Annotated in this window: 15 protein-coding genes; 9 read left to right on the top strand and 6 right to left on the bottom strand. The window is 72.3% G+C overall.

The genetic code is table 11. The features are described from left to right. Positions 1 to 4: 4 nt before the first annotated feature. The 3 genes from IG78_RS0101340 to IG78_RS0101330 all read right to left on the bottom strand — a co-directional run bounded on the left by IG78_RS0101340 (position 5) and on the right by IG78_RS0101330 (position 2,460). Positions 5 to 628, bottom strand: a complete 624-nt coding sequence (locus IG78_RS0101340) for a FadR/GntR family transcriptional regulator (protein ID WP_051852269.1) — start codon at positions 626 to 628, stop codon at positions 5 to 7. Beyond that, complete coding sequence (locus IG78_RS50925; protein ID WP_225881897.1) at positions 625 to 1,035, bottom strand: ABC transporter permease; 411 nt, start codon at positions 1,033 to 1,035, stop codon at positions 625 to 627. Before IG78_RS50925 ends, IG78_RS0101340 begins: the two co-directional genes overlap by 4 nt. 600 nt (positions 1,036 to 1,635) lie before the next feature. Next, on the bottom strand, positions 1,636 to 2,460 hold the full coding sequence (locus tag IG78_RS0101330; protein WP_037684790.1) for an ABC transporter ATP-binding protein: 825 nt from the start codon (positions 2,458 to 2,460) through the stop codon (positions 1,636 to 1,638). Positions 2,461 to 2,492: 32 nt separating this feature from the next. Between IG78_RS0101330 and IG78_RS50920 the strand changes: the two genes are divergently transcribed. The 5 genes from IG78_RS50920 to IG78_RS0101310 all read left to right on the top strand — a co-directional run bounded on the left by IG78_RS50920 (position 2,493) and on the right by IG78_RS0101310 (position 7,704). Beyond that, entirely contained in the window at positions 2,493 to 3,128 is a 636-nt protein-coding gene (locus tag IG78_RS50920) for a MarR family transcriptional regulator (RefSeq protein ID WP_051852268.1), read from the top strand. Between the two features lie 22 nt (positions 3,129 to 3,150). Further along, positions 3,151 to 3,339: a hypothetical protein gene (locus IG78_RS50915; protein ID WP_051852267.1), complete on the top strand. Its 189-nt coding sequence runs from the start codon at positions 3,151 to 3,153 to the stop codon at positions 3,337 to 3,339. A gap of 361 nt (positions 3,340 to 3,700) precedes the next feature. After that, positions 3,701 to 6,055, top strand: coding sequence for a phosphoketolase family protein (locus IG78_RS0101320; protein ID WP_030559063.1), 2,355 nt, complete (start codon positions 3,701 to 3,703; stop codon positions 6,053 to 6,055). 80 nt (positions 6,056 to 6,135) lie between these two features. Then, positions 6,136 to 7,092, top strand: coding sequence for a universal stress protein (locus IG78_RS0101315; RefSeq protein ID WP_051852266.1), 957 nt, complete (start codon positions 6,136 to 6,138; stop codon positions 7,090 to 7,092). Positions 7,093 to 7,227: 135 nt separating this feature from the next. Continuing rightward, complete coding sequence (locus tag IG78_RS0101310; protein WP_030559060.1) at positions 7,228 to 7,704, top strand: VOC family protein; 477 nt, start codon at positions 7,228 to 7,230, stop codon at positions 7,702 to 7,704. 159 nt (positions 7,705 to 7,863) lie between these two features. Here IG78_RS0101310 and IG78_RS0101305 read toward each other — a convergent pair whose 3' ends face one another. Together IG78_RS0101305 and IG78_RS41520 are read right to left on the bottom strand one after the other, a co-directional pair. Then, positions 7,864 to 8,457 carry a TetR/AcrR family transcriptional regulator gene (locus tag IG78_RS0101305; RefSeq protein ID WP_030559058.1) on the bottom strand — a complete coding sequence of 198 codons (594 nt, stop codon included), beginning with the start codon at positions 8,455 to 8,457 and terminating at the stop codon, positions 7,864 to 7,866. An 82-nt stretch (positions 8,458 to 8,539) separates the two neighbouring features. After that, positions 8,540 to 9,874: an MFS transporter gene (locus IG78_RS41520; protein WP_030559057.1), complete on the bottom strand. Its 1,335-nt coding sequence runs from the start codon at positions 9,872 to 9,874 to the stop codon at positions 8,540 to 8,542. Between the two features lie 295 nt (positions 9,875 to 10,169). Here IG78_RS41520 and IG78_RS0101295 point away from each other — a divergent pair, with 295 nt between their 5' ends. The 4 genes from IG78_RS0101295 (at position 10,170) to IG78_RS52545 (ending at position 15,756) form a co-directional block, all read left to right on the top strand. Continuing rightward, on the top strand, positions 10,170 to 11,360 hold the full coding sequence (locus tag IG78_RS0101295) for an acyl-CoA dehydrogenase family protein (protein WP_030559055.1): 1,191 nt from the start codon (positions 10,170 to 10,172) through the stop codon (positions 11,358 to 11,360). A gap of 398 nt (positions 11,361 to 11,758) precedes the next feature. Beyond that, positions 11,759 to 12,838 (top strand): radical SAM protein, encoded by a 1,080-nt coding sequence (locus IG78_RS0101290; RefSeq protein ID WP_051852265.1) that lies wholly within the window; start codon positions 11,759 to 11,761, stop codon positions 12,836 to 12,838. After that, entirely contained in the window at positions 12,835 to 15,648 is a 2,814-nt protein-coding gene (gene lanL, locus IG78_RS0101285) for a class IV lanthionine synthetase LanL (RefSeq protein ID WP_455430820.1), read from the top strand. The genes IG78_RS0101290 and lanL overlap by 4 nt, the downstream gene beginning before the upstream one ends. A gap of 6 nt (positions 15,649 to 15,654) precedes the next feature. Further along, positions 15,655 to 15,756: an ALQxL family class IV lanthipeptide gene (locus tag IG78_RS52545; RefSeq protein ID WP_199813208.1), complete on the top strand. Its 102-nt coding sequence runs from the start codon at positions 15,655 to 15,657 to the stop codon at positions 15,754 to 15,756. A gap of 128 nt (positions 15,757 to 15,884) precedes the next feature. Here IG78_RS52545 and IG78_RS0101275 read toward each other — a convergent pair whose 3' ends face one another. Next, a complete protein-coding gene (locus IG78_RS0101275; protein ID WP_030559051.1) occupies positions 15,885 to 16,535 on the bottom strand; it encodes a class I SAM-dependent methyltransferase in 651 nt (216 codons plus the stop codon). Positions 16,536 to 16,557: the final 22 nt, after the last annotated feature.

The raw sequence follows: 16,557 nt of genomic DNA, 5'->3' as shown, positions 1-16,557 counted from the left end.
GGACTCACTGTTCCTCCGCTGCCTGCGGAGCCGTGGCCTCGTGGTCACGGGTGAGCCGCACGATCGCGGCGGCCGTGGCGCGGGCGCCGCTCTCGTCCCGCGCCTCGATCGCGTCGACGAGCCGCCTGTGCAGAGCGGAGTGCTCCTTGGCGCCGACGGCGTCCCAGGGCAGGCCGCCCAGGGACGAGCTGAGAGCCGTACCGAGATAGTCGTACACCTCGATCAGGAGGTCGTTTCCGCTGGCCCGGACGACGGCCCGGTGGAACAGCGCGTCGACGCCGCCGGCCGCGGCCATGTCCGCACCGGCGCAGGCCGCGTCGGCGTCGGCCACCAGCTCCCTGAGCTGACGCAGTTGCTCCTCGCTGCGGCGCAGGGCGGCGGCCCCCGAGGCGTACTCCTCCAGGACGGTGCGCAGTTCGAGTACGTTGTCCCGCTGCGCGGAACTCGCCCGCCGCACCATGACCGACTGGAGCTCGCTCGACGAGCGCACGTAGGTGCCGTCCCCGACCCGGGCCTCTAGCAGGCCCAGGTGCACGAGCGCGCCGATTGCCTCCCGCAGCGTGCTGCGTCCGACCCCGAGTTCCTCGATGAGGGCCTGCTCCGGCGGGATGCGCGTTCCCAGGCTCACCCCACCCGTTGCAACGCCTTCTCCCGCCGTGCCGCCACCCGCGAGCCCGACTCCCGCCGGGCCATCCGGCGCAGGACCACCGGCGCGAGGGCGAGGCCGAGTGCGGCCCAGACGCCGAGGGCGGCGGCGGTCTCCAGGGGGCGCCAGGAGTCGGCGATCTCCACGGCCGCCGCGGTGTCGGGCAGCAGGGCGGAGCGCATGCCGAGGCCGAGCCAGTAGATGGGGGTGGCCTGGGCGACGGCCTGGAGCCAGCCGGGGAGTGCGGTGACGGGGTAGAAGATGCCGGAGACCCCGATCATGGCGAGGACTGGCAACTGGACCAGACCCTGGCCGCGGGCGCTGGGGAACAGCCAACTGGACCAGACCCTGGCCGCGGGCGCTGGGGAACAGCGAGCCGAGGATCGCACCGATGGGCAGCGTCGCCAGCATGCCGAGGGCGAGCACCCACAGCAGCGTCAGCCAGGCGCCGGGGCCGTCCACCACAAGCCCGTCGATCAGGAGCACGCCGGGGACGAGCAGGATCGCCAGGTCGGCGAACAGCCCGCCCGCGACCGAGACCACCTTGCCGGTCAGATGGCTGCGCATGCCGCCCGGAGTCGCCTTGGCCCGCAGCAGCGTGCCGTCCTCCCGCTCGGCCGTGAGGACCTGACTCATCGTGAGCATGCCCATCGCGGCGTTCATCCCGAGGATGCTGGGCAGCGCCAGCGTGCCGAGCGACAGCCCGCTCGACCCGAACTCGCTGTCCCGCATGAAGTACAGCGCCGTCAGCATCAGCACCGGCCAGAGCAGGTGCGAGACCAGATCGCCGCCGTTGGTGAACGACTGCCGCAGCTCGACCGCCCCGCGGCTCAGGCCCGCCCGCAGCGCCGCGCCCGCAGGGCTCACCGAGGGCCCGAGCCTTTCCGCGGGCCCCGCCTTCCCGGCGCGCCCCGCCTTCCCGGCGCGCCCCGCCTTCCCGGCGCGCCCCGCCTTCGGGGCGTGCACCGCGTGCCCCGTGCCCGCCTCCTTCATCGGACCGTCTCCTTCGCCTCGCCGACCAGCGCCATGTACGTGTCCTCCAGTGAGGCCCTGCGGACCTCGAGTTCGCTGATCGCCGTACCGTGTTCGAGGAGCAACTCCCGTACGAACCTGGTCGATGCGGCGGTGGTCCGCGTGTGCCGTCGGCCGTCCTGCGTCCAGCGCACCTCGCCCGCGCCCGCGGTGCGGCGGGCCAGCTCGTCCGCCGAGCCGTCGGCGACGATCCGGCCGCCGGAAAGGATCATGATGCGGTCGGCGAGCTTGTCCGCCTCCGCGAGGTCCTGCGTGGTGAGCAGGATCGTGGTGCGGTGCTCGGCGGCGAGGCCGTGGACGAGGTCGTGGAACTCGTACCGGGCCTGTGGGTCCAGGCCCGCCGTGGGCTCGTCGAGGAAGAGGAGTTCGGGGCGGCCCACGAGCCCGATCGCCACGTCGAGGCGCCGCCGCTGCCCGCCGGACAGCGTCCTGACCTTGGCGCCCGCGTGCTCCGAAAGGCCGACCGCGGCGAGGAGTTCATCGGCGTCCCAGGGCCGCGGCACCGCGGCGGTGGTGTACGGGACGTAGTGCGCACCGAAGTGCGCGAGCACCTCACGCACCCGCCACTTGCCGTGGTCGCGCCAGGACTGCAGGACGACGCCCACGCGGGCCCGCCAGGCGTCGTCGCCACGCGCCGGATCCGTGCCGAGGACCTCGACCCGCCCGGCCGAGCGCGCCCGGAAGCCCTCCAGGATCTCGATCGTGGTCGTCTTGCCCGCGCCGTTCGGCCCGAGCAGGGCAAGCACCTCGCCGTGCCGGGCGCGGAACGTCACACCCCGCAGGACGTCGTGGGTGCCTCACCCATGAGGACCGGGTGCGGGTCGCGGAGGGGCTCGCCGACGGGCTCGGGTACGCGGAGATCGCGCGACGGCTGAGCAGGCCGACGTCCACCATCAGCAGGGAAGTGGCCCGCAACGGCGGCCCCCGCGGCTACCGCGCGGACCACGCCCACCACGCGACCGCGCGCCGGGCCCGCCGGGCCGCCACGGCCCCGTACGAGGAACCGGCGGCCGCGCACGGGACGGCCACCGGCACGGATGGCGACGTGGGCGCGGAAGCGGACCCGGGCGGGGAAGCGGACGCGGGCGGGGAAGCGGGCCCGGGCGGGGAAGCGGGCCCGGGCGGGGAAGGGGGCCCGGGCGGGGCAGGGGGCGGGCGCGACCCCGACGCGGTACGCGGCTTCGTGGAGCAGTTCGCGGAACTGATGGTGCACACCGGGCTGCCGCGCACCGCCGCGCGCGTGCTCGCCGCCCTCGTCACGACCGACGCGGGCGCCCTCACCGCCGCCGACCTCACACGGCGGCTGAGCGTCAGCCCCGCGTCGGTGTCCAAGGCGGTCGGCTATCTGGAGCGCCTTGAGCTGCTGCGGCGCGAACGCCGTGGCGGGCGGCACCACTGCCTCCGCGTTCGCCGACGCCCTGACCGTGCTTGCCGCCCTCGTACAGGCTGAAGCGCCCCTGCCCTTAGGCGCGTTGGCGGCCGCGCTCGGCTGGCCGGAGGAGCGCGTCGCCACGGCACTGCACGATGCCGAGCAGCATCCGGACATCGCCGACCCGCTGGCCGTGCACCGCTCGGCGCACGGAACGTACGGCGTCGTCGTGAGAGCAGGGCGGCTCAGCGCGGCACAGTGCGAGGTGCTGAACCGTGCGCGGGCCACCTGAACGGAACGGGTGCCGGGGCGGACCGCTTTTTCACCCCATGGGGTGGAGTGGGGGACGGGGGCGCCGGTGGTCGGGAGCAGGCGCGGGGCGGGAGCGGGTGGGGGCATAGTGCGATAAAAGGGGGGATGGGCGTGTTGGGCAGCGCTCCGTGCTTCCTGTCCGCCCTCCTAGTTCCGCCATGCGCCCCGTCTGAACCCCGCCACACGTGGAACCCGGCCCGCCACCGCACCGACAGGCGGCCACCGGGCACCGTCCGGTGACCGCACCCGCCAGACGGCCACCGCACCGTCCGGTGACCGCACCCGACAGGCAGCCGCACCCGGCAGCCACACCGACCGGACAGAAACGAGGTCCCCCGTCCATGGTCAAGGACTCCGTCACCTCCCTGGACGCCCATTGGCGTGCCGCGAACTACCTGGCAGCGGGCCAGATCTATCTGCTTGCCAACCCGCTCCTGACCGAGCCGCTGCGGCCCGAGCACATCAAGCCGCGCCTCCTCGGGCACTGGGGCACCTCACCCGGCCTCAACCTGGTCCACACCCACCTCAACCGCATCATCAAGGAGCGTGACCAGGACACCCTGTGCATCTGGGGCCCCGGCCACGGCGGCCCCGCCGTCCTCGCCAACTCCTGGCTCGAAGGCAGCTACACGGAGATCTATCCGGACGTGACCCGGGACGCCGAGGGCATGGGGCGCCTGTTCCGGCAGTTCTCCTTCCCGGGCGGCGTACCGAGCCACGTGGCCCCGGAGACGCCCGGCTCCATCCACGAGGGCGGCGAGCTCGGCTACTCCCTCGCGCACGCCTACGGCGCCGCCTTCGACAACCCGGACCTGCTCGTGGCCTGTGTGGTCGGCGACGGCGAGGCGGAGACCGGGCCGCTCGCCACAAGCTGGCACTCGACGAAGTTCCTCGACCCCGTGCACGACGGCGCGGTCCTGCCGGTCCTGCACCTCAACGGCTACAAGATCGCCAATCCGACGCTCCTGTCCCGTATCCCCGAGGCCGAGCTCGACGCGCTCCTGCGCGGCTACGGGCACGAGCCCCTGCATGTGTCGGGGGACGACCCCGCGACCGTCCACCGCGAGCTCGCCGCGGCCTTCGACCGGGCCGTCGACCGGATCACCGGGATCCAGCGCGAGGCACGCGCCGCGGGCTCCCGGGCGCACCGGCCGGCCTGGCCCATGATCGTCCTGCGCACCCCCAAGGGCTGGACAGGGCCGAAGAGCGTGGACGGCGAGCCCGTCGAGGGCACCTGGCGCTCCCACCAGGTACCGCTGTCCGGAGTGCGCGAGAACCCCGAGCACCTGCGGCAGTTGGAGGCGTGGCTGCGGTCCTACCGCCCGGAGGAGCTCTTCGACTCCGAAGGACGCCCCGCCGACGAGGTCCTGTCGTGCGTACCCGCCGGCGACCGCCGCCTCGGCGCCACCCCGCACGCCAACGGCGGCCTGCTCACCCGCGCCCTGCCGCTTCGCCCCCTTGAGGACTTCGCTGTCACCGTCGACAAGCCCGGCACGGCCCAGCACGAGCCGACCAAGGTGCTCGGCACGATGCTCGCCAAGGTCATGGCCGACACCGCGGGGCGCCGTGACTTCCGGGTGATGGGCGCCGACGAGACGGAGTCGAACCGGCTCGGCGCGCTGTACTCGGCGACCGGCAAGGCCTGGCAGGCCGAGACACTGCCCACCGACGAGCACCTGGCCACCGACGGCCGTGTCATGGAGGTCCTGTCCGAACATCTCTGCCAGGGCTGGCTGGAGGGCTATCTCCTCACCGGCCGCCACGGCCTGTTCTCCTCGTACGAGGCGTTCGTGCACATCGTCGACTCCATGGTCAACCAGCACATCAAATGGCTGCGGACGGCCCGCGCGCTGCCGTGGCGCGCGCCCATCCCCTCGCTGAACTACCTGCTGACCTCGCACGTCTGGCGCCAGGACCACAACGGGTTCTCGCACCAGGACCCGGGATTCGTCGACCACGTCCTGAACAAGAGCCCCGAAGCCGTCCGCGTCTATCTGCCGCCGGACGCCAACACCCTGCTGTCCGTCGCCGAACACGCCCTGCTCAGCAGGGACTACGTGAACGTCATCGTGGCCGGCAAACAGCCCTGCTTCGACTGGCTGGACCTGGACGCGGCCCGCGCCCACTGCGCGCGCGGCGCGGGGGTGTGGGACTGGGCCGGCACCGACGACGGCCTGCGCGACCCCGACGTGGTCCTCGCGGGCGCGGGCGACGTGCCCACCCAGGAAGCCCTCGCCGCCGCGGCCCTGCTGCGCGAGCACCTGCCCGAACTCGCCGTGCGGGTCGTGAACGTCGTCGACCTCGCCCGGCTCCTGCCGCGCGAGGAACACCCGCACGGCATGGCCGACTCCGAGTACGACGCGCTGTTCACCACCGACAAGCCGGTGATCTTCGCCTACCACGGCTACCCGTGGCTGATCCACCGCCTTGCCTACCGCCGCACCGGCCACGGCCACCTCCATGTGCGCGGCTACAAGGAAGCGGGCACGACCACCACCCCCTTCGACATGGTCGTACGCAACGACCTCGACCGGTACCGCCTGGTCATGGACGTCATCGACCGCGTCCCCGGCCTCTCCGTACGCGCCACGGCCCTGCGCCAGGAGATGACCGACCAGCGCACCCGCCACCACGCCTGGATCCGCGAGCACGGCACCGACCTGCCCGAAGTCGCGGACTGGTCCTGGCCCTACTGAGCCGCACCACGGCGGGGCCCGGGTCCCGCGGGACCCGCCGGACCCCGCACCCGACCGATCACCCACCGCTGGGGCACGCCATGAACCACCGCCGCACCACGACCCGACAGCAACACCACGCACGCCCCCGTCCACCCCGGACCGACGGCGCCCGCGTCGTCACCGCAGGCATCGACGGCTCCACGGCGAGCATGGCCGCCGCGGACTGGGCGGCCAGGGAAGCCCTGCTGCACGGGGTCCCGCTCCGCCTGCTGCACGCGGGCACCACCACCCCCGCGCCGCCCGCCCGGGTGCGCAGGCCGCACGGCGACGAGCGCGGCCGGGGCGTCCTCGACCGGGCCGCCGTCACCCTGTCGTACGTACACCCCGCGCTGGAGATCCACGCCCAGCACCGCGCGGGACCCACGGTGGCCGCGCTGATCGCCGCCGCCGCGGAGGCCGGGGCCCTTGTCCTCGGCTCCCGCGGGCGCGCCGGGGCCTGTGGACTCGCGGTCGGTTCGGTCGCCGCCGCGGTGAGCGCCCGCGCGAGCGGCCCGGTGGTGCTCGTGCGCGCCGGTGAGCGCCCGAAGGACGCGCACACCCCCGCCGCCGCCAGCAAGCCCTCGCAGCTCACGCCGCACCGGCCCGTCGTCCTCGGCCTCGACCCGTGGCGCTCCGGTGACGCGCCGATCGCGTACGCCTTCGACGCGGCCTCCGCGCGCCGCGCGCCGCTGCACGTGGTGCACGCCTGGACGATGGCGCCCCTCGACGCCTGCGCGCCCGATCGGGTACTCCCCTCCGACCTCACCGGCCTCGAACGGAAGAGCCGGGAGGCGCTCACCGCCGCCCTCGCGCCGTGGCGGCGCGCCCATCCGCACGTCACCGTCGTCGAGCGCGTCGGCTTCGGGCGCGCGGGGCACCAGTTGCTGATGGCGGCCACCGGGGCGTCGCTCCTGGTCATCGGGCGCAGTAGCGGCTACGGCGCACATCTCGGCCGGACCGCGCACTCGGCGCTGCGCCATGTGACGTGCCCGCTCGCGGTGGTGCCGCACGGTTGACGCGTACGGCCGCGCGCGAGCGATGAGTTTCGCCCCGGGCGAGGGTCATTACAGAGCACAGAGCACAGAGCACAGAAGCCATACGGACAAGCGGCACGGACGCGCGGCGTTCCGTGGCCAGGACAGGAGAGTGCCATGCCCAGGATCACACCCAACCTCTGGTTCGACACCCAGGCGGAGGAGGCAGCCCAGTTCTATGTCTCCGTGTTCCCGAACTCGGAGATCACGAGGGTGTCGTACTACGGGGAGGCAGGACCCCGCCCGGCCGGCACGGTCCTCACCGTCGAGTTCTCGCTGGACGGGCAGCCCTGCACGGCGATCAACGGCGGCCCCGAGTTCACCTTCGACGAGGCCGTGTCCTTCGCGATCGACTGTGCCGACCAGAAGGAGGTCGACCACTACTGGGAGCGGCTCACCGCGGACGGCGGCCAGGAGAGCCAGTGCGGCTGGCTGAAGGACAAGTACGGCCTGTCCTGGCAGGTCGTCCCCGCCGAGCTCGGCCGCCTGCTGGCCGACCCCGACCCGGCGCGGGCGCAGCGGGCCATGGCGGCGATGCTCAAGATGCAGAAGATCGACGTGGCCGCGCTGCGGAACGCGGCGGACAGCCTCTAGACGACCAATACCAAGGGGTCAGTGGTCGTAGGCGGTCAGTGAGCGCAGGACGGGCTGCCGGGTGGTCGTTGCCCAGGGCGCTCTACCGACGCCGCGTCAGTATCCCTGGCGCACCGCGTGGTTCGCGCTCGCGGGCCCGACCCGCGTGCCGAGCGCCGCTCACGCCTCGGCGGATGCTCCCGTCGCCGCCGCGATCAGGGCGGTCGCCGCCGCGCGGGAGGTCGCGGCCACCGTGGAGTCGTGGTCCATCAGGGCGGAGATGCCGGCGCCGTCGTAGAGGAGTTGGAGCTGCTGGCCCAGGGCGTCGGGGTCGGCGGCGCCGGCCTCGGCGGCGAGGCGGGTGAAGAGTTCGCGCATCCAGCCACGGAAGGCGTCCGCCGCCTCCTGGACCAGCCCGCCGGAGCCGGCCTCGGCGCCGGCGCGGATGAAGGCGCAGCCGCGGAAGTCGGGCCGGTCGAACTGCCGCCCCTGGGCCTCGAAGACCGCCAGCATCTGCTCGCGGGGCGTGTCGTGCTCCGCGACGGCCCGGGTGAGCCGGTCAACGGTGCCCGCGTGCCGGGCGTCGAGGTACGCCCGGACGAGCTGCTCCTTGCCGCCGAAGGTGTTGTACAGCGACGCCTTGGCCACGCCCGCGTGCTCGATGACCCGGTCGATCCCGACGCTCTGCACGCCCTCGGCGTAGAACAGCTCGTTCGCGGCGGCGAGCAGGCGCTCACGCGCCGACGGCTTCGCGGTGCTCTGGACACTCGCCATGACGGTCACTCCTTCAGACAGACCTGTCTGCATTATGCCCCGGCTGCGCCCCTCTGGCCGCGTCCCGGCCCGAGGCCGCCCCTCAGGCGTTGCCGCTGGCCCGCTCGCCCGGCAGGACCGCCGCCCCGTTCCGGCCGCCGCGCTCCAGCCTGAGCAGCGCGAACGCCGCGAGGACGATCACGGCGACGCCGTACTCCTGCGCGGTGGCGGTCAGTCCGCCCCCGTGGACGACGAGGAACCCGGCGATCACGGCGGGCACCCCCATGCCCAGGTAGGAGACGATGAAGAGCAGCGACAGCACCCCGGAACTCTCGTGCGGCCGGGCCAGCGGCATCACCGTACGGATGCCGCCCTGGAACCCGCTGCCGAAGCCGACGCCCGCGATGGCGGTGCCGACGAAGAAGCCGGTGGGGGAGGAGCCGCGGATCGAGACGAGGGTGAGGGCCACCCCGGCGATCAGCGCGAGGATGCCGGTGAGCATCACCGTCCGGGTCACCGCCTTCCGCAGGACAAGCACCGAGACGGCGGCCACCCCGGCGAGCACGAACAGACTCATCCCGCCGAGGAGTTCGGACCTGGAATGGGTCAACTGCCGTGCGAGGGACGGTCCGAGCGACCCGTACAGCCCGGCCAGAGCCCAGACGGCGAACAGCACCGGCGCGGCCACCAGCATCGGGCGGCGTACGGCGCGCGGCAGTTTGATCTCCGGCGCCAGGCTGGCCAGTGCCCCCGGCTTGCGGATCACCGTCTCCGCTATCAGCGCGACGGCGACGGCCTGGAGGACGAAGACCGCCAGCAGCCCGAGGTAGACCAGATGCGTGGGGGCGGGCAGGAACTGGACGACGAGGCCGGAGACCAGCGCGCCGGTCGCCGTGCCGATGCCCGGGACGACCGCGTTGGTGATCGTGCCGCGTGGCCGGTCGATGTCCATCATCCCCGCCCCGATCGCGCCGAGCGCGGCGCCGGTCGACAGTCCCTGGACGATCCGGGCCGTCATCAGCCCCGACACGCCGTCGGCGGTGGCGAACACGACCATCGAGGTGGCCTGCGCCGCGAGCGCGGCCAGCAGCACCGGCCGCCTGCCGACGTGGTCGGAGAGCTTGCCCATGGTGAGCAACCCGAGCAGCACGGCTACCGCGTAGACGCCGAAGACCACGGTGGTGGTGATCGGGTCGAAGCCCCATTCAGCCTGGTAAACCGCGTAGAGCGGGGTCGGCGCGCTGGAGGCCGCCAGCAACGAGACGGTGATCGAGGCGAGTACGTACAGCGCCACGTTCGGCGGCAGCCGCAGGCCCCGCGCGGATACGCCGGCGGAGTCGGATCCGGAACTGGATCCGGAACTGGATCCGGCGTCGGCGGGTGCCGCATCCGAGGTGCGCGCCGGTTCGGACGCCGGGACGACCGAGCGATTCGTCATGACCATTCCCGTCCGCAGTATGAGTAGACCTGTCTGTATAATCGCGGAAAACACATTAGACAGACAGGTCTACTCAGGTCAAGTGGGAGGGGCGGGCGTCGCCCGGGGCGGTACACGCAGGCAGCCGGCGCCACTGCCTCAGTGCCTCAGCGGGGTGCGGAGGTCGCCGTCATGACGGTGCCGGTATCAACGCCGGTGTCATCGCCCTTCCGCCTTACTGGAACACGTTCTACCGTGTGCGCCGTCAAGCCGCAGCGCCACGACAGGGGCGGGCGCAGGGACGACAGGAGGGGTCGTGCACCTCGAATACACGCCCGATCAGCAGCGGTTGCGCGCCGAACTGCGCACGTACTTCGCCGGGCTCGTGCCCGACCACGCGTACACCCGCCACGCCGAGCCCGCCGCCCGGAAGCGGTTCTACCGCGAGACGATCCGCCGCCTCGGCGCCGACGGCTGGCTCGGCGTGGGCTGGCCCGAGGAGTACGGCGGGCGCGGGCTCACGCCCATGGAGCAGTTCATCTTCTTCGACGAGGCGGCCCAGGCCGGTGTGCCGCTGCCGCTGATGGCCCTCAACACCGTCGGCCCGACACTCATGCGGTACGGCACCGACGAGCAGAAGGCGTACTTCCTGCCCCGGATCCTGTCCGGCGAGATCGACTTCGCGATCGGCTACAGCGAGCCCGACGCGGGCACCGACCTCGCCTCGCTCAAGACCCGCGCGGTGCGCGAGGGCGACGCGGACACCGGCCACTACACCGTGAACGGGCAGAAGATCTGGACGACCAACGGCGACACCGCGGACTGGGTGTGGCTCGCCGTCCGCACCGACCCCGAGGCCCCGCCGCACCAAGGCATCACCATGCTGCTCGTGCCGACGTCCGACCCCGGCTACTCCTGCACCCTCATCAACACCCTCGCCTCGCACGACACCACGGCCAGCTACTACGAGAACATCCGTGTGCCCGTCAGCCGCCGCGTCGGCGAGGAGAACAAGGGCTGGCGCCTGATCACCAACCAGCTCAACCACGAACGCGTCACCCTCGCCGCCCACGGCACCATGGCCGTCCGCGCCCTGCACGACGTCCAGCGCTGGGCCGCCGGGACCAAGCTGGCCGACGGCCGCCGCGTCATCGACCTGCCGTGGGTACGCCGCCGCCTCGCGCAGACCCACACCCGGCTCGACGCCATGAAGCTCCTCAACTGGCAGATGGTGAACGCCGTCCAGGACGGCACCCTCACCCCGCAGGACGCCTCCGCCGTCAAGGTGTACGGCTCCGAGGCCCGCCGCGACGCCTACGCCTGGCTGATGGAGGTCGTCGGCTCGGCAGGCGCCCTGAAGGAGAGCTCCGCGGGCGCCGTCCTCCACGGCGACCTGGAACGCGGCTACCGGTCCGCCGTCATCTTCACCTTCGGCGGCGGCAACAACGAGATCCAGCGGGAAATCATCTCGTGGATAGGCCTCGGCATGCCACGGGTCCGACGCTGAGCAGCGTCCGGCTCCCTCAGCAGTACCTGGTAACGCTCAGTGGGTGCAGCGGGACGATGTCCGCGGCCCGGTCAATCCTGAGTGATCCGGCCGTTTCGCTTTCCTCGGTCGAGATCCTCCATCACGCCGTCAAGCGTAGAGCGGCTACCCCATACCTTTCCTTCGAGGGCGCGTGAGAGGGCCCGCGCGGGCCAAGTGCGCCGGGGGCGCGCTCTGGTGGGTACGGGACTCGGGGGCCGTGCGCCCCCCTAATTCGTGGGATACCCCTCCGCCGCTCGCCGCATCACTGTTGTGTCACGAAGCCTAGGGACGCCGGGCCCGTCTTGACGCGACCTGGTTTGAACGCGCGGCCGGCGAGGCCGGGCATATGGGCGGAATTCGCATAAGGGGGACATTCCATGAGCAAGGGTGTGAACGACCTCGCCGATGGTCCCAACGTCGTCATCTGGGACATCACTTACGCTTGCCCGCTGCGCTGCATGCACTGCTACTCCGAATCCGGCAGACGCGGGTCACGCCAGGTCGGCCCCGACGACCTGCTCCGGATCACCGACGCGATCATTTCCCTGCGGCCGCGCCTGGTCACCCTGGCCGGGGGTGAACCGCTCCTTGTGAAGGGCGTCTTCGAGGTCGCGGACCGGATGTCGCGGGCGGGAATCTCGGTGATTGTTTACACCGGTGGATGGACGTTCCGGCCGTGGATGGTCGATGAACTTGCCCGCGTCTGCCGACGGGTCACCGTCAGCCTCGACGGCCCGGCGCCCGAGGTGCACGACCGGATCCGTGGCAGGGCCGGTTCCTTCGAGCGGGCGCTGCGTGCCTTGGAGCTGCTCGACGCGGGCGCTCACAGGCAGCGCGAACGGGGCGAAAAGGCCGTCGAGTTCGGCATCGACTGCACGGTCGTACGCGGCAACGCCGACCATCTGGAGGCATTCTGTACGGACATCGCGCCGCGGTTTCCCGAACTGAACAGCGTCGAGTTCTGCGCGGCCGTGCCGTCCGGCCTCGCCAGCCGGGTCGGGTTCGTCGAGCGGGAGTTGCTCTCCGACGAGCAGGTTGCCTGGCTGGAGAGCGACGGGCTGCGCCGGCGTCTCCGGTCGCTCACACCGTCCTCCGTCCGGGTCGCCACCACCGGCAACCTCGAGTTGCGGATGAGCCCCGCGCAACTGGCGCACGGGCCCGCCTTCCGGGCCGTGCAGATCGAGCCGGACGGACAGCTCCGCGCCATGCCCATCTACGAGGGCACCGTCGGGAGCCTCCTCGACGAGCCGCCGCAGGTGCTCTGGGAGCGTGCGGTGGCCCGGTGGAGCGACCCCTTCGTCACCGAGGCGCTCTCCACCGCGGAGACGATGCAGGGCTGGGCCGATGCGGCCCGGCGCATCGACTACCGCTTCGGATCCGACGCGGACCGCGACCGTATCGACCGCCGTGAGGCATTTCCCGCAGTTCCTGTGGCCTCGGCGCGGGCCGTCCGGTGAAGGGCGGGGTCCCCCGGATAAATTCGGTACCGGTCGGGAGCGCGGCCCAGGTCGGCGACACGTTCCTCGTCGACTGTGTGCGCGCGGCTCTGTCGCACCGCGCGGGGGAGGAGGGGGCGGCGTGGGTGGTAAGGCCAGGGGACTTCTGGTGCCATGTCCTTCCGCCCGGCGGGACCCCCCGTCTCCAGGGCTGGAAGCTGCATGTCTCGGCGGTTCCGCTGTCCGCGCCGCAGGTGCTCGCGAAGTCGGCCGAGGTACTGATTCGCGGCGGTTGCGCGTTCAAGTTCGCCTCGTCCGTGGCGCGGGTGGCAGAGCTGGTCTCGCAGCGCTTCGATCGCAGTGGTGGCGGCAAGTTCATCACCGCCTATCCGGACGGCGATGAGGAGCAACTGGTCGCTCTGGCCCAGGAGTTGCACCGGGTGACGCGCGGCCTTCCCGGTCCGGGCATTCTCAGCGACCGCCCGTGTTTCCCTGGGAGCCTGGTGCACTACCGGTTCGGCGCCTTCAGCGGAGTGCGCGTACTCGACAACGACGGCACCCGGTCCGCGATGCTCGTCGCACCAGACGGCACGCTCGTTCCCGACCGGCGCGCTCCCTGGTTCAGCCCGCCTTCGTGGGCGCCACGCGATCCGTTCTCCCGCGGCTCTGGTGGCACGCGCCCGGCGGCCGCGGGGCCCAAACCCGTACTCCTTGACGGGCGTTATCTCGTACACGAGGTGATCCGGCACTCGTTCGCGGGTGGGGTGTACCGGGCGACGGACGAGACCACCGGGGCCGCCGTGGTCATCAAGCAGGCGCGGCCGCATGCCGCCGCCACCCTGCTCGGCACCGACATACGCGATGCCCGGCGCCACGAGGCGGCGATGCTCGAACGCTTCGCCGCCTCGGGGCTCACCCCCCGCCACCACGGCATGTTCGAGCAGCAGGGCGAGGTCTTCCTCGTCCAGGAGGCGGTCTCGGGCTCCTCGTTGCGGGATTGGGTACGGGAGAACATCCGCCTCGACGACACGGACGCCTGGGGTCTGCCGCCGGAAACCGTCGAGCGGATGGCTCTGGACCTGATCGGCCTGGTGGACCTTGTGCATGCCGAAGGACTGGTGCTGCGCGACTTCAACCCCAGCAACGTGATGGTCACCGATGACGGCGAACTGCGCCTGATCGACCTGGAAATGATTGTGCGTCCGGGGCAGCAGGTCCCGCGCGTCCACACTCCCGGCTACGGGGCTCCGGAGCAGGTCGCCGCGCCGGGACTCGGTGCCGCTCCCGGCCTCGAAGCCGATCTCTTCAGCCTGGGGGCCGCCCTGCTCTACCTCGTGAGCGGATGTGACGCGCTGCGGGGCGAGGACGAGGGCGCCACCCGGACCGCGCGCGAGCGGGCCGAGCACTGGTTCCGGTTCCTCGCTGTCGGCAACGCGGCCGCGGCCCGCTGCGCCCCGGTCATCCTCGCACTCCTCGACGACGAGCCCGGGCGGCGCCCCTCGCTTGCCGCCGTACGGGAGTCGCTGGCCGCCGTGGCGGGCGAGGGCGGTGCGGGCGGCTCTGGCGAGGAGCCGGTGGAGCCGGCGCACTTGGTCGACGGCGGCCTGACGCGGCTGTTCGCGGACGCCGTCGAGCACCTCCTTGTCACCATGGACCCGGACAGCCCCGACCGGCTCTGGCCCTCCGCGCGATACGCCGCGACGGCCGATCCGTTCGGCGTCCAGCACGGTGCCGCCGGTGTCCTGGGGGTTCTCAGCCGTGTCTACGAGGCGCAGCACGAACCAAGGCTGATCGAGGCGGTACGGACCACGGCCGACTGGATCGACCGCAGGGTCGAGCGAGAACCGCGGTTCCTGCCCGGCCTGCACTTCGGGCGCTCCGGCACGGCATGGGCCCTCCTTGAGGCGGGCCGGGTCCTCGGCGACGACCAACTCCTCGGCCGCGCCGCCGCGTTGGCGCGGAAGGTCCCCGTCACCTCAGGCATCCCGGATGTCTGCCACGGCGTGGCCGGGGCCGGGCTGACCCAGCTCCGCTTCTGGGAGGTGACCGGTGAGGGCGACTTCCTCGACCGGGCACGACAGCAGGCGCAGGCCCTGGCCGCGGCGGCGGTCCGGCGGGACGGCCGCCATCTCTGGCCGATCCCGAGGGGATCCCTGGCCGCCACGCACGAACTCTCCCACTACGGCTTCGCACACGGTGTCGCCGGAGTCGGCGCCTTCCTCCTCGCCGCGGGCCGGGCCACCGGTGACGGCTCCTGTCTGGACCTCGCGACACGGGCCGCCGAGACCTTGGTGTCGGTGGCTGAGGTAGAGCGCGGCGCCGCGTACTGGCGCGTGGACGAGGCCGGTGGCCGGCGGCGTGCGCACTGGTGCAGCGGCTCATCGGGGGTGGGTACGTTCCTCGTGCGGTTCTGGCGCGAAACCGGTGCGGAGGCGTGCCGCGAACTCGCTCACCAGGCCGCCGTCGCGGTCCGTCGTTCCCGCTGGCACGCCGGAACCACCCAGTGCCACGGGCTCGCCGGCGACGGGGACTTCCTGCTCGACATGGCCGAGGCCACCGGCGACGAACGGTACCGCGACTGGGCCGGGGAACTCGCGGCGAGCCTGTACATGCGCCATGTCCTGCGCGACGGCCGCGTGGTCGTCCCGGACGAGTCGGGCGCCGCCGTGCTCGCCGACTTCGGCACCGGTCTGTCGGGGGTCCTTGCCTTCCTGCTGAGGTTGCGGGCGGGCGGCCCGCGGCTCTGGCTGCCCGAGACGTTCACCACGTCACAAAGACTCGTCACCGCCGCTCCTGACGGTGATGTGGCCGACGGAATCACGAGGAGGTGAATTCGCATGGAACTCGGTGTCGATGCCCTGCAACTGCTGGAGGAGTCAGAGCCTGAGGTGAGCGCTTGGCCGCCCACCACGATCTGCCTCTGCTGTGTTCAGGACTGAACCCGCGCCGGAACCCGGCCACTACAGTGAGTAGATCGCAAGGCGAGCGGGAGCGGTGCCGTCGGAGATCGGCATCGCTCCCGCTTTCGTGCGACCGCGGCCGTGCCCGGGAATCGACCACTCCCTGTTCAGCTTGACGGGGCGTCGTACACCAGGGAGTACCGCCAGAACAGGCGCCTGCGTACTCGGGCACCCGGCAGTTCCCGTGCGGCAGCGGCCCGGATGTCCCGCAGCGTCTCCCCGGGGGCGGTAGTGGGTGCCGTCATGTGCGGGGGCGGTGCCGCTGCCCGGGACGGGTGTTTGAGCAGTCCCATGACCGGGTTCGCCAGTGCCGCCGGGAGGGTGGCGAGCAGGTCGGCCGGGCCGGACTCCCGGTAGCAGCCCACGATCACTAGGCGTCCTCCCGGCGTCAGGCAGGCGCGCAGGTCGCGCAGCGCGGCCACCAGGGGGAGGTGGTGCAGGACCGCCACCAGAGTGACGGCGTCCCAGCGCCGCTCCTTGTCCCGGCTCTCGAAGTCGCCGTGGACGATGGCGACCGCGGTGTCCCCGGTGAATCGCTTCGCCGCGGTGTGGGCAGCCGCCGGGTCCGGTTCGAGTCCGGTGACGGTGCCGACGCTGTGGCGGAGCAGCGCGACCAGGTTTCCCGTTCCGCATCCGACGTCCAGCACGTCACGAGCGCCGACCTCCGCCACCCGATCGGCGATCCACGGGCCGTAGTGGTCGTTGTGGCTCCAGGGGTGTCGCTCATTGAAACGGTGGAGGCGGGACAGGAGGGACATGGCATCACGGTAGCCGGGCGTA

This window comes from Streptomyces aureocirculatus (genome assembly GCF_000720475.1).
GTDB lineage: Bacteria > Actinomycetota > Actinomycetes > Streptomycetales > Streptomycetaceae > Streptomyces > Streptomyces aureocirculatus.
The sequence above is the reverse complement of the archived record's forward strand: the minus strand, read 5'-3'. Positions and strand labels throughout refer to the sequence as shown.

Excerpts from the sequence above, each read along its gene's own strand:
- IG78_RS0101320 (WP_030559063.1), top strand. The coding sequence starts at position 3,701 with ATGGTCAAGGACTCCGTCACCTCCCTGGACGCCCATTGGCGTGCCGCG.
- IG78_RS0101315 (WP_051852266.1), top strand. The coding sequence starts at position 6,136 with ATGAACCACCGCCGCACCACGACCCGACAGCAACACCACGCACGCCCC.
- IG78_RS0101310 (WP_030559060.1), top strand. The coding sequence starts at position 7,228 with ATGCCCAGGATCACACCCAACCTCTGGTTCGACACCCAGGCGGAGGAG.
- IG78_RS0101305 (WP_030559058.1), bottom strand. The coding sequence starts at position 8,457 with ATGGCGAGTGTCCAGAGCACCGCGAAGCCGTCGGCGCGTGAGCGCCTG.
- IG78_RS41520 (WP_030559057.1), bottom strand. The coding sequence starts at position 9,874 with ATGACGAATCGCTCGGTCGTCCCGGCGTCCGAACCGGCGCGCACCTCG.
- IG78_RS0101290 (WP_051852265.1), top strand. The coding sequence starts at position 11,759 with ATGAGCAAGGGTGTGAACGACCTCGCCGATGGTCCCAACGTCGTCATC.
- IG78_RS52545 (WP_199813208.1), top strand. The coding sequence starts at position 15,655 with ATGGAACTCGGTGTCGATGCCCTGCAACTGCTGGAGGAGTCAGAGCCT.
- IG78_RS0101275 (WP_030559051.1), bottom strand. The coding sequence starts at position 16,535 with ATGTCCCTCCTGTCCCGCCTCCACCGTTTCAATGAGCGACACCCCTGG.